The organism is Agathobaculum sp. TL06, from assembly GCF_054658635.1.
In genome coordinates this window covers 1-12,792 of the sequence record NZ_BAAGGY010000018.1, presented here as the reverse complement: position 1 = coordinate 12,792, position 12,792 = coordinate 1, and the positions used below count along the sequence as shown (strand labels likewise).

General features: G+C 50.8%; 11 protein-coding genes and 1 pseudogene. 2 read left to right on the top strand and 10 right to left on the bottom strand.

Annotation, left to right across the window (positions count from 1 at the left end):
- Positions 1 to 98: 98 nt before the first annotated feature.
- Positions 99 to 1,814: a dihydroxy-acid dehydratase gene (ilvD, locus tag ACYQ3S_RS11420; RefSeq protein WP_459689233.1), complete on the bottom strand. Its 1,716-nt coding sequence runs from the start codon at positions 1,812 to 1,814 to the stop codon at positions 99 to 101.
- 258 nt (positions 1,815 to 2,072) lie between these two features.
- On the opposite strand from ilvD, the gene ACYQ3S_RS11415 reads away from it, so the two are divergent.
- Positions 2,073 to 2,789, top strand: coding sequence for a FadR/GntR family transcriptional regulator (locus ACYQ3S_RS11415; protein WP_459689231.1), 717 nt, complete (start codon positions 2,073 to 2,075; stop codon positions 2,787 to 2,789).
- Between the two features lie 36 nt (positions 2,790 to 2,825).
- Here the strand turns inward: ACYQ3S_RS11415 and ACYQ3S_RS11410 are convergent, their stop codons facing one another.
- From ACYQ3S_RS11410 to ACYQ3S_RS11380, 7 genes and pseudogenes are all read right to left on the bottom strand, one after another.
- Complete coding sequence (locus ACYQ3S_RS11410; RefSeq protein WP_459689229.1) at positions 2,826 to 3,296, bottom strand: low molecular weight protein-tyrosine-phosphatase; 471 nt, start codon at positions 3,294 to 3,296, stop codon at positions 2,826 to 2,828.
- A 196-nt stretch (positions 3,297 to 3,492) separates the two neighbouring features.
- A pseudogene (locus ACYQ3S_RS11405) lies at positions 3,493 to 4,692 on the bottom strand (tyrosine-type recombinase/integrase).
- Positions 4,693 to 4,815: 123 nt separating this feature from the next.
- Positions 4,816 to 5,049, bottom strand: coding sequence for an excisionase (locus tag ACYQ3S_RS11400; protein ID WP_044939743.1), 234 nt, complete (start codon positions 5,047 to 5,049; stop codon positions 4,816 to 4,818).
- A 267-nt stretch (positions 5,050 to 5,316) separates the two neighbouring features.
- Positions 5,317 to 6,651, bottom strand: coding sequence for a virulence-associated E family protein (locus ACYQ3S_RS11395; RefSeq protein ID WP_459689227.1), 1,335 nt, complete (start codon positions 6,649 to 6,651; stop codon positions 5,317 to 5,319).
- Between the two features lie 106 nt (positions 6,652 to 6,757).
- On the bottom strand, positions 6,758 to 7,984 hold the full coding sequence (locus ACYQ3S_RS11390) for a serine/arginine repetitive matrix protein 2 (RefSeq protein WP_459689226.1): 1,227 nt from the start codon (positions 7,982 to 7,984) through the stop codon (positions 6,758 to 6,760).
- 426 nt (positions 7,985 to 8,410) lie between these two features.
- Positions 8,411 to 8,716 (bottom strand): molecular chaperone, encoded by a 306-nt coding sequence (locus ACYQ3S_RS11385; protein ID WP_459689224.1) that lies wholly within the window; start codon positions 8,714 to 8,716, stop codon positions 8,411 to 8,413.
- Positions 8,700 to 8,993 (bottom strand): hypothetical protein, encoded by a 294-nt coding sequence (locus ACYQ3S_RS11380; RefSeq protein ID WP_459689223.1) that lies wholly within the window; start codon positions 8,991 to 8,993, stop codon positions 8,700 to 8,702. Before ACYQ3S_RS11380 ends, ACYQ3S_RS11385 begins: the two co-directional genes overlap by 17 nt.
- 354 nt (positions 8,994 to 9,347) lie before the next feature.
- Between ACYQ3S_RS11380 and ACYQ3S_RS11375 the strand changes: the two genes are divergently transcribed.
- Positions 9,348 to 10,196, top strand: coding sequence for a helix-turn-helix domain-containing protein (locus ACYQ3S_RS11375; RefSeq protein ID WP_459689221.1), 849 nt, complete (start codon positions 9,348 to 9,350; stop codon positions 10,194 to 10,196).
- 264 nt (positions 10,197 to 10,460) lie between these two features.
- On the opposite strand, the gene ACYQ3S_RS11370 is transcribed toward ACYQ3S_RS11375, so the two are convergent.
- Both ACYQ3S_RS11370 and ACYQ3S_RS11365 read right to left on the bottom strand, forming a co-directional pair.
- Positions 10,461 to 11,528, bottom strand: a complete 1,068-nt coding sequence (locus tag ACYQ3S_RS11370) for a hypothetical protein (protein WP_459689219.1) — start codon at positions 11,526 to 11,528, stop codon at positions 10,461 to 10,463.
- A 5-nt stretch (positions 11,529 to 11,533) separates the two neighbouring features.
- On the bottom strand, positions 11,534 to 12,792 hold a 1,259-nt coding region (locus ACYQ3S_RS11365), incomplete at its 5' end, for a restriction endonuclease subunit S (protein WP_459689217.1).

The following is a 12,792-nucleotide window of genomic DNA, read 5'->3' as shown; positions in this document are numbered from 1 at the left end:
CGCTTTTATCGGACGGAATCGGGACAGCGCGTATCAGCAGACAGGAAAACCGCCTGCGGCTGGTTGCCGCAGGCGGTTGAGTAAAGCCTGTTTGCGCGTTATTTCATGTAACCACCCTGCATGGGGGACACCGCGTGCTCGGAGAAGATCTTGAGCACACCGGAGGTGTATTTCGCCGGCTTCGGCTGCCACTTGGCGCGGCGCGCGGCCAGGATTTCCTCCATTTCGGCGGGTGTTTTTTCCTCGCCGTTCACACCGACGATTGCCAGCACACGCGCGGGGATATCGATGCGGATAAGGTCGCCCTCCTCGACCAGCGCGATCGGGCCGCCGCTGGCCGCTTCGGGGGAAACGTGGCCGATGGACGGGCCGGTGGACGCGCCGGAGAAACGTCCGTCCGTTATCAGGGCGATCGAACGGCCAAGCTCCTTATCGGACGAGATCGCCTCCGAGGTGTAGAACATTTCAGGCATGCCGGAGCCCTTGGGGCCTTCGTAGCGGATGAACACCGCGTCGCCGGGCTGGATTTTGTGGGTCAGGACCGCGTCGATCGCCTCTTCCTCGCTGTCGAACGGGCGGGCGCGCAGCGTCGCCTGGAACATCTCCTTGGGGCAGGCTGTATGCTTGATGACCGCTCCCTCGGGCGCGAGGTTGCCCTTGAGAATCGCGATCGCGCCGTCCGTGCCGATCGCCTTGTCAAACGGGCGGATAACGTCGTCGCGGGTCACGCCGTGCGCGGCGCAGTATTCGTCGCACTTGTCGTAGAAGCCGTTGGCGCGCAGCTCTTCCAGGTTTTCGCCCAGCGTTTTGCCGGTGACGGTCATCGCGTCGAGGTGCAGCATGGACTTGATCTCCTCCATGATGCGCGGCACGCCGCCCGCGTAATAGAAATACTGCGCCGGCCACTTGCCCGCCGGACGGATATCGAGCAGGTAATGCGCGCCGCGGTGCATGCGGTCAAACAGCTCGGCGTCCAGCTCGATGCCGAACTCATGCGCGATCGCGGGCATGTGGATGAGCGAGTTGGTGGAGCCGGAGATCGCCGCATGCACCATGATGGCGTTTTCAAACGACTCGCGCGTGACGATATCGCGCGGCTTGAGACCGGTTTGCGCAAGGCGCATGACCTGCTCGCCCGCGCGGCGCGCAACGTCTCGCAGGTCCTCGCAGGTGGCGGGCATGAGCGCCGAGCCGGGCAGCATCAGGCCGAGCGCCTCGCCCATGACCTGCATGGTGGAGGCGGTACCCATGAACGAGCACGCGCCGCAGGAGGGGCAGGCGTGCTGCTTGTAATAGGTGAGCTGTTCCTCGGTGATCTCGCCGCGCTGGCACATGGCGCTGTATTTGCCGATCTGTTCAAGCGTCAGCAGGTCGGGACCCGCGTCCATGACGCCGCCCGTGACCAGGATGGAAGGCATATTGACGCGGCCGATCCCCATCAGGTGCGCGGGTACCGCCTTGTCGCAGGAGGCCACAAAAATGCCGCCGTCAAACGGCGTCGCGCCCGCATGTATCTCGATCATATTGCAGATCGTGTCGCGCGAGGCGAGAGAATAGTTGATGCCGTCATGCCCCTGCGCCATACCGTCGCAGATATCCGTGGCAAAATAGCGGGCGGGCCGGCCGCCCGCCTGCTTGACACCATCCGTCGCGCGGTCGACCAACTCAAGCAGATGGGCGCTGCCCGGGTGGCTGTCGCCGAATGTGCTCTCAATCATGATCTGCGGCTTGGACAGATCCTCCACCGTCCAGCCCATGCCCATGCGCAGCGGGTCCTGCTCCGGCGCGAGCTTGCGAATCTCCTGACTTATCATACCAGTTCCGCTCCTTTTCTCTCAAACATGTTTTGTCTGATGGTTTTGCGCACCCATCAAATTCATCTGATGACTTTAAGCTTATTATAGACGCTGCCGATAGAATAAGTCAATAACAAAACAGAAAATCGAAAAAATAATACCAACACAAAATAAAGAAGATAAAATATATCTGATGATTTGAGGAGAAAATGCTGGGAAGCGCTTGCGCGCGCCGGCTGGTTGGGATACAATAGAGACAGGGAAGGAGGCGGCGCCATGGCGGAGGAAAACCGGTCGCTGGCCGGCCAGACAGCGGACGCGCTGATCGCATATATCGTAGACAGAGGGCTGGAGCAGGGGGACCGGCTGCCCAACGAAAAGGAACTGTCTGGCCTGCTGGGAGTGGGGCGCAGCACGCTGCGGGAAGCGGTGCGCATGCTGTCCTCGCGCAATATCCTGGAGGCGCGGCAGGGGGCGGGGGTGTTCGTCAGCGGAAACACCGGCGTATCGGACGACCCGCTGGGCTTCACTTTTATCCGTGATAAACAGAAGCTGGCTGCCGACCTGGTGGAGTTCCGCATGATGCTCGAGCCCCGCGTTGCCGCGCTGGCCGCGCTGCGCGCTACCCCCGCGCAGGCGGACGAGCTGGCCGCGCTGGCGCGGGCCGTCGAGCAGCGGTATGCTGCCGGCGCGCGGCACACGCAGGAGGACGCCGCGTTCCATGCCAAGCTCGGCGAGCTGAGCGGCAATGTGGTGATTCCGAATCTGGAGCCGATCATCCTGGGGGCGATCGATCTGTTCATCGACCTGACGGATGCACGCCTGAAGGAAGAAACGATCAGCTCGCATCGTGCGATCGTGGAGGCTGTCCGTGCAAATGACCCGATTGCCGCGGAGGATGCAATGACGCTGCATCTGGTCTATAACCGGAACCGCCTGCGCGAGCTGCTGGCACGGGATGGGCAAACAGGGGATACAGAAGAGCGGCGGTAAGTCTTTACCGCCGCTTTTTGGCTGTTTTGGGTGTGGTTATAGAGGTTCCGCATGCGTGCTGAAGCATGTCCGGAGCAGGGCGGCGCAGCCGGCTGTGATATCCTGCCAGGTCTGCTCAAAATCGCGGGTGTACCAGGGATCGGCAACATCGCGGGGCTGGGCGGTGAAATCAAGCAGCAGGCGCAGTTTATGGTCAGGATCGCCGCCGCAGATGCGCCGCATCGCCGCGAGGTTGCGGCGGTCCATGCCGATCAGAAGGTCGTAGGTCTGGTAGTCCGCGGCCTGCAGCAGACGGGCGGTTTTTCCGTCACACCGTATCCCGTGCTCGGCCAGCTTGCGGCGCGCTGGCGGGTAGACGGGATTGCCGAGCTCCTCCGCGCTCACAGCGGCGGAAGCGACCTGCGCGCAGCCGGATAAGTCGGCGCGCTGCAGCAGGTCCTTCATCACGAACTCGGCCATGGGGCTGCGGCAGATATTTCCATGGCACACAAAAAGTATTTTTATCATCTTTTTATAACTCCTCATAAGTCCTGTATTTCTTCTCATATGCTTGATATTACAGGATTTTTCACACTTTTTGTGCAGCCTGAGCTTCCACCTGTTTTGAAGATATCTTCTCGAATCTTCTCAGGATTTCTCATGTTTTTTCCTGCAATATTGGTAAAGGCGTTGGTAAAGAAAGTCGCTTTACCAACGGGCAATTTTAAGCGTTCGCCACACGCAGCAGTTCATCTTTGGCGTCATCAAACTTCACATGGGTGTAAGTATTCAGCGTTACACTGATGTCTGCGTGGCCCATGATGTACTACAATGTCTTGGGGTTCATCCCGGATTTTGCCATATTGGAACAGAAGGTGTGCCTGCACACATGAGGCGTTACTTTCGGCATCTGGATGCGGTAAATCTTGTTATACTTCTGGACAATATGCTCCATGTACTTCTCCCAATGAAGCGCTACCATGGGCATATCGTTCTTGTCCAGAAACAGAAAACCAACGTACCCATCCACCATTGGCTCCGTTTTGGGGACCACACGGTTGGCGATGATCCGGCGAAAACAGGATGCTACCTCCTCGGTCATCGGAACATAGCGTATGCCGCTTTCTGTCTTGGGCTGCTGGATCACATACTCCATCTGTGATGTTCTCTGCAACTGATGATCTACCTTGATACGCATTTCCTCAAACTCAACATCCTGGATCGTAAGTCCACAGAATTCCGAGATACGAAGCCCTGTGTGAAAGAGAATATAGATCCCGTCGTAGTATCTGCTGAAATGCTTGTCCTCTTTGATGAACTTCAGAAGATCCCGTTCCTGTTTTCGGCTGATGGCTTCTCTCGTCACTGAGTCATTGACAACTACCGATGCCAGCTCAAAACCAAACGGATTCTTGCGGATCAGGTCATCATCCACCGCCATCTGGAATGCCGGTCTGAGAACGCCTCGAATCGAATGAATGGAGCTATACCCTCTGCCATCCACCTTCTGAAGCTTGATGAGCCATGCTTTGGCATCCGACAAGCGCACCTTGTCAATGCGCTGCCTGCCGAACGACTCTTTTTTCAAGATGTTGATCACCGTCTTGTAGCCTGCGACCGTATTATGGCGAACGCCGGTTTTCAGAGACACATACTTTTCCACCAGTTCCAAAACCGTGAGCTTTCCACTGTTGGTTACGATGTGATCGAACAGATCCGCTTCAATCTGCTTTTCCTTTTCTCTCAGGGAAGGCTCTCGCTTTTTTCCCTTGGGCATAGGATCATTTTTATCCAGCCGCCAGCTGTACACATTTTGCTCTTTGCCATCCTCGTCGAGATAGCGGAACCGATACCTCCCATCCTTGCGCTGATACTCGCCTTCTCGCAAAATCCGATTGCGATTGTCTCGTCTTTTTTCACTCATTGAAATCTCTCCTCTAAAAGAAAGGAGAGCCAGACTTGCACTCTTATCATAGCACAAGTTTGGCTCTCCGTATAGCTTTGCCATGAAAGAATGGCGATCTGCCATCAACTTTTTGAAAGGTTATTATACAGCAGTGGCCTGATCCAGATACCTTTCAAATTTCTCCCGTTTGATCAAAGCACGGTTTCCATTCATCACATAAAAATCCTCGTTGGGATGCTCATCAATCAGCATCCGCAGCTTTCCCTCTCCGATATGATAATATCCGGCGGCTTCCTCAATGGTCAGGGTATAGCGCCGCCAGACCGGAATATCCAAACACTTCTTACTGCAAGTCATTGTCTTTTCATTTCCCATAGGCTACCTCCATAGATCAGAAAAGCCAGACAAAGGACATCGGCAACGAAGCCCAGCAACAACCCCCGAAATACCTGCAACCTATCGTCTGACCATCGTTTCTTACTTTTCAAATTTTCTTGTGAAATCTCGTTGCTTTCGTTGTCAGAGAGCCAATACTCCTCAAAAATTCTTGCTTTATGAGCATTTATCGTATCCATACCCCCATTTTTGTGACAACAAAGTCAGCAACCAGCCGACAACCAACTGGGCAACATGCCCTGTAAATCAGGCAATCCACTCCTTTGGCAGCTCCAGCTGACGGACTTCTTCCTTGCTCAGTTCTACAAATCCATCTTCGTTGTCGGGCAGTTCGTTGCCGGAAATCTCCCTTTCCCAGCCACGCTGCCGCCCATATCCAGCAAACATCCGTGGGTTAGAGAAAGACTTCCAGCCGGTCACCACTGTGTTCATGATCTCATTGATGTTGTGCAGCTGCCAACGCTTCGGCTCCTCAAAAGCGTGTCCCAACGCTTCCTTGAACAGCTGCTTGGAGCAGACTACATTACCGGTATAGTGTTCCAGGAACCCCTGAATCTGCCCAGCCTCGGTGTCCTCCGGCATGAAGTCCTTCTGAACCTCCACCAGCTGCTTTTGAATCTCCTTTGAAAACTTCATGGAATACTCGCCGCTGCGGTAAATGGTCATAGCCTCCGCCCATACCTGCAACAGATATTTCCTGGAAGCAGCTTCGTCCTCCAGAATGTGAACCTCCGCTTTCTCAGGGTAAATCATCACCGGCAGGAACCGGCGGTTTCCAGCCCGGTCAAGGGGTAGGAAATCCAGCGTGTTGGAGGAACCGCCGAACACACACTGCCTCAGCCGGTCTTTGGGCTGGGATTCATAGGGCGTTCGGTAGGTTTCCTTTTGACGGCTGATAAAGGAGCGGATCTCCTCGATGCTCTTGGCGTTACTGGTGGCCAGCATCTCCGACATCTCGATGATCCAGTGTCCTTGCAGCTTGGCAAACACCTTGTCATCGTCCAGCTTTTTCAGGTCGTCGGAAAACCACTCATCCTGTATAGCCAGAAAGCGAAAGAAAGTGGACTTTCCCGCTCCCTGACCGCCCACCAGACAGAGCAGCTCCTCATACTTGGAGCCTGGATGGAAGACCCGGCGGATAGCTCCCAGCAGGAAGTGCTTGAGCATTTCTTCCACATAGTCGCTCTCGTCTGCCCCCAAAAAGTGATGCAGGCAGGAGCGTATCCGGGGCTTTCCGTCCCACACCAGACTGTTCAGCACATCCTGAATGGGGTGATAGCAGTTTTCGTTTGCCACGATGGAGAGCGCCGCCATCAGCTTCTTTTCACTGGTCAGGCCATAGTTCTGCTCAAAGTAAAGGAGCAGATATTTGACATCGGTATCGGTCAAGGCGCTGGTGTTTCTGCGCCAGCCCAAATCCCGCACAATATCCACACAGTCGGTCAGCAGATTTAGCCGGATTGCGCCCCGTAAAAGCGGATCTTGGCAAAACACCGTGCGGCAATTTCCAATGGTATTGGCCGGTTGTCCTTTTTCTGTCGTGGAAAGGCTTTCCCGCACTTCATCAATAGTCAATTCCATGCTTTCGGCCTGCTGGGTTGCAGGCACTAAACTCTGCGATTCGCTGTTCAATGTTTCTCACCTCCTCAAGGGAAAAGCATCTGATTTGTTCGCAAAATCAGATGCCTTAAAGCTCCATATCCTGTTTTTCCCGCTGCTTTTTCCGGTTGTATTCTCTCTGTTTGCTATCCTGCTTGGCTTTTTTCAGGAAAGCAAGAATGGATTCCTTGGCCTTTTCCTGAATCTGCTGTTTACCAGCCTGTTTAACCTCCGGCTGCATCAGCTTCTTCTGGATTTTTGTCAGGGCAGACTGCATGGCATTTTTAATTTTGGAGATCACCCCATCCAGCCGGGTGGCGGCATACTCACGCTCTTTTTGCGGAGCTTTCCGTTCTGGCGAGAGTAACCAGGTTTTCGTTTCTTCCACCAACCGGATGTCCTCCTTATGGGTTTCCAGCCGGACAGTATCGGTGACAACCTCCACCGCCTTGTCATAGGCAATATCCGAAACTTCCTCCACCAGTGTTTCCGCATCCTCGATTTTCAGGGTCAGCTCCTCCAGCTTCTGTTTCTGGGCGGCCAACTGCTCCTTTTGCTTCATCAGGATATAATCCTGTTTCTCCAGATACGTCCGCCCACCATAGGACGGCTCCTGCTCCAAATGCACCCCATGTTTGCGGCTGATGTCAAAGAGCAGCGTGCGGCATACTGCATCAAAGGTTTGTTTTCGATTGTTGTGTTTGCCCTTGGGCTTACTCGGATCAGGCAATTCAAAGCCCAGTTCCTCCAGCGCCTTTTCCTGCTGGGGGCACAACTCCCCATACCGGTTTTTGCAGTCAAACACATGGCGCTCGTGGATGTGAGGCGTACCCTCATCCAGATGCAGCGCCCAGTCCAGAATGTGGATATGGGAACCAAAGCGCTGTTCAAACTCCTCATAAAATTCGCTGACAATGAGTGCCAGAGTACCCGGTGGAACGGATTCTTCCATGGTGCCAATCTGGTAGATACTTTCCTCTGGACAGGTCTTGTTGTTTTTCAAAAGATCTTCCACCGTGCGGTTGCGCTCGGTGTGCCGGGTTTTCTCGTTCCGGGCGTTCTGGGCATCCACATGGTCGGAATAATGCTCGTAGTAATACATCCGCTCAATTTCTTCAAAGCTGAAATCCGGCTGTTCCGGATTTTCCCGAAGTCCCGGGGTAGTGAATCCACGGTAGCAGTCCCAGTACGCATTTTTCTTGGCTCGCTGGGCATCAATGTGTTCACTGTTTTCCACATCAAACCGGCGGTCATTGTGCCGGGGATTATATGTGCCATGCTTGCCGGAGCGTCCGTTATGCCGTGTCAGTTTCAATTTCCATCCCTCCATTCTCCGTTGATTTTTCCCGAAGGAAAGCAGCGGCGAAGCCGCCAAACCTGCGGATTTCTGCGTCAGGTAATACCCAGTACGAATTGACGCAAAGCATCAACTCTCCCTGGGCAAGGCGTTTCACCCTTGACCCGATGGGACGGCTGCCCTCAACCCGCCAATGGGCCTTGCCCCTTGACCCCAACAGGGCGCTGCCGCCCCTGCACCCAGGCACAAAGGGCTTGCCGCCCTCTGTACTCCTGCCCGGAGAAGCTGACTTTCATCGCTTGTGCGGTTTCTGTCAGCTCCTCCGGCTCTGAATGCTCCTTTTGTCGCATTTCCCGGCAGGGAGGGATACCGGGGTGTCCCTGTACCAATTCACTGTAAAATACCGGGTGCAGACCTGCCATTTTCCTGTGAATTGACCCGGTTTCAGGCGCTCTTCTTGTCCGTCCGCAAGGCCTGAAATCCGTGCTGTTTGGCGTACTCTCTGGCAGCAACCAGCCGTTCCTCACTGTACGGCGGTACCAGACGGATGGACAGGCGGGACTTGTCCATCACATAGGTCACGCTGCCCTCAGTGCTGCTGCGCTCCAACCGGCACAACTGAGGATACTTGCGGCTGAACTCGGCCAGCCTGCGCTTCAGATCGGCGTTGAAGGTGTAAATACTGGCGGTGTTCTCCGCCTCGTTCCAGTTGATGATGGTTTCTTTCTCATACTTAGACAGCTTCGTCATACAGATTCTCCTCATAGTCGGTGTTTTCCTTTACTAAACGCAGACGGCGCTTGGCGCTGTAATACTCGTCCATCTCCGCACGGAGCTGATGATAAAAGCCGGTGTACCAGCTTTCTGCCATCTTTGTTTCCATCTTCCGGGCCAGTTCCAGCATCCGGTGCTTGGCCTGCGGGTCAACGGTCAGGGCGGTCAGCCATTTCAGCCGTGTCACCGTGTTGTGGTGATTGGGACAGGCAAAGGCATACAACACTTTCTTTTCCTTCATACTTAACTTCATAAAATCAACCTCCTAAAAAGAATGATGTTTTTTGTGTTAGTTGCCGGGCTATTCTGGTGTCGTTCCTCTGCCGAATCTCACAGCAGCGTATCGTTCCCGTTGGTACGCTCGTTCCGGTCAGATGCCGGAAGTCTTGGCGCTACATCCCCAGGGAGCATATCCCACGCAGACCGGTCATTCAATTTTTAAGGTTCTGTGTCTCCTGACAAAACTCATTTTACCGAAAAAACAGGCCCTCTCCCGTATGTCCAAAACGATGGAAAACGGCTTGAAATCAGCATATTTCCACGCTTATGGAATCATGGTATAATGGTTGAAAACGGCAGGATTTTCCTAATGAGAGGGGGAATTTGGATGCATACAAAGCTGTCGATCCCGGAGCGGTTAAAAGACTTGCGGGTGGTGGATAGGCACCTGACGCTGGAGCAGCTGGCCGAGCAGACTGGGCTTTCCAAATCTGCTCTCAGCAAATATGAGAGTGACGATTATAAGGACATCAGCCCCTTTGCCATCGCTACACTGGCGGAATTTTATGGGGTGTCCACCGATTACCTGATGGGGTTATCGGAAAATAAAAATCACCCAAATACAGAGCTTCAGGCCCTGCATTTGAGTGATGATATGGTTACATTATTGAGCAGCGGAAAAATCAACAACCGGCTGCTGTGTGAGATTGCCACATACGGAAACTTCCAGCGGCTGATGACGGATATTGAGATTTTCGTTGACCAGATCGCCGATATGCGGATTGCCCAGATGAATCTGGTGCTGGAGGCCACCCGGCAGGAAGTGATCCGCAGCCATGCGCCGGGGGAGAACGACCTTTATGTCCGCCCGCTGGAGCTTGGACAGGTGCAGGAGAGCGACTTTTTCAGCCACACAATTCATGATGATCTTGACAGTATCGTTCGTGATATTCGTCAGGTCCATGTCACTGACCGCACCACCGCCGATCCGCAGCCGACTTTTACAGAGGTCAAGGAAAAGTTTGACCGTGCTATGCAGTTGGGCAGTAATGAGGAACGGGTAATCCACGAGTTTTGCGACCAGATGCAGATTCCATTTGACAAGATTGCTTCCGAGGATTTCTCGGCGTTTATGAGGATACTGAGCTTGTCCAGGTTGCTGAAGAATCCCAACAATATGAGGGGAAAGGCTCGGCCGCACGGACATAACAGCACCAAGAAAAGGAAGCGGCGATAAAATAAATACTCGTTATCCATGAAATTATATCAGTTTTCTTATTTCATGCAGGAAACTGTATTTTGGAAAATTTCGCAAGTTAAATTTAGCTGGAAATCCTCGACAAAAGGCCCCTTGTTGGGTGATGAGCGGATTACTCATCCCTCGTATAATTTCTTGGTGACACTAAAAAAGAGGCTGCCGCATTTATGATTTGTTAATCATGATGCGACAGCCATTTTATGCACTTTCCTGTGCGTTCGCCCTGTGTCATTAAAGAGAAGATTAGCGTTTTGCTTCAATCTCCACAATATTTATGTCTACAATTTCTTTTAGTACCAAGTACGCATTTTTAAAAATAATCTGCCATTCTTCATCAAGTGGATCAATGATTTCGTGAAAAAGAGCATTACGCAAACGATAGACAAAATCCAGAAACCATAAAATGCTAGTTGTTTTCAGGATTTTATACAAGTTCTTATACCATCGTTCTTCGCTCGCCGTCATATCTCTAACAGGCTGCCATTCAACATCCCGGTGATATAAAAAGTAATTCAACGGGCGCTGTCGAACTATTTCATATGTATTCCTGTCAAGCTCCATCTCATCTTTTGATTTGGAGGACTCGTCTTTGGCATTAAGAGAAAATATTGACCATATTGCAGAAATTGCCTGTTTTTCAAGATTGTGAATTTTTGTTATGACTCTTTTCCCGTATGTTGCTTTTTCATACATAGTTTTGAATGTCTCGACAATCTCATGAGTAACGCTATAGTTGATTTCCTTCAATAACCATGACAAATAGTCCTGCTCACTGACTCCTTGATTCTCTGCTATGTATTCAGGTGAGCGATTCAAAATATCGGAAATGTTCAATCGAAAATTCAGGTTTTCGTTATACTCTTCCCCGTAATACTTTCCGAAGAGTCGAACAAACCCGGTAATGATAAAGCTCCATTTCGTTCCACGATTTCTGTTCATCTTAAATCCGACTATAAGACATTCAGATTTATCTGGTGGGATCTGCTTGTATGTGAAATCGAAGTTCTCATTGATATTATAAAAGTCCCATAGATAGTATTCTGGATATTTCTCAAGAATAACATTACGACCTTCTTGATATACTTTTTCAATTGATGCCATAATGTTTTCGTCAATGATCAGCTTTTTATAGCCAGTTGTTTTGTAAAACTTTTTGTAGGCATCCAGATACTTTTTATCGCCACGCCGGTTATATGCTTCTGGAAACATCGTTCTCAAGGTTGAGATATATGCGAACCAAGTTTTAATAAAAAGAGAAACAAAATCTGCCTCAGTGACCGTTTTCCAGTTTTTGTATGTCTTGTCTGGCATTGTAGTCACGCCTCCACATTGGAAATCTTACTATTTAACCATGCCAATGCAGAATCTTCTCCTTGCTCAATTGCCATCTCTACAGCTTGCTTTGCATATTCAAGGAATTGATTGGAGTAACGGCGGAGAGCAAAAGATTCTTGAATTTTTTTAGCAATTTTTTTTTGAATTTCCATATCCAGAACAGGAATAGGTATCTTGGCAATATCCTCGTCATAGATATTGATGATACCGGTGCTACCAACAACATATCGATAGATAAGTTCCTGGCCGATTGTAGACTGAAGGAAGATACACAGAACTTCAGGAAGAACACGTGCATTTTGTTTGGCTCTATATATCCTAAGAGTGGAATCAGTCACAAATCGCTCCTCTCCATCACAGGAGAATAGACTAACCTTTCCAAGAGAGCCAACGCCCATTGAAGCAAAAATCACATCTTTGTTGGAAATAAATGTGCTTTTGTTCTGAGCGCATACTTCATTTGTAAAATAGCTCTCAACGCCTTCGGTGTTTACACCGGAATTTGTAAGTTGTTTTGTTTTTATTACGCCGACATCACTGACTCCCTCCGCATAATTTGTTCCAGAATTTTTAAACACGTCGAATTCAGCAGGAATTCGTGTGGTTTCAAAACGCGAAAGTATCTTAAGATAAGAATCATACTTCGGCTGATAGTATTCTGCATCCAAACGTCCCGATGTTATAAAGGATTTCGATAAATATTTAGTTGTATATGAGCTAACTGATATTGTCTCTACACAAATATTTAGTTCGTCCATCAAGATCTGTTTTGCTTCAGAATACAGCACTTGCGCTTGACGGTTAAGATTTTCTAGAACCGTAAAGTGCTTTTCTATCTCGCTCTTAAACGAATCAGAATAATTGTAAACTAACAAATCTCTGATAAGAGTAATTGTAAGATGAGGCTGAGCGGTCATAGAACTTGATCTAACCATTTGCTTATATGCAAAGTTGCTAGAAAAAAACAAGTATAATACGACATAATCCTTACGACTAAGGATAGAAGAGTTGATGAAGATTAAATCTCGTGTCACATAACTTGGACAGGTAATCAATCCAGCTGTTCCGACTCGACCGCCCTTCGTTAAAACCACATCACCTGGATAACACATATGTAGCGTTTTAAATTCTTCTCCCATCTCCGGGATATTAACACAGGAATTGTAATCTATTTGTTTTTTAACATCAGCAACTCGAATAAAGGGAATGGCACCCGTGTTATAGTAGGGCTCAAGAGATG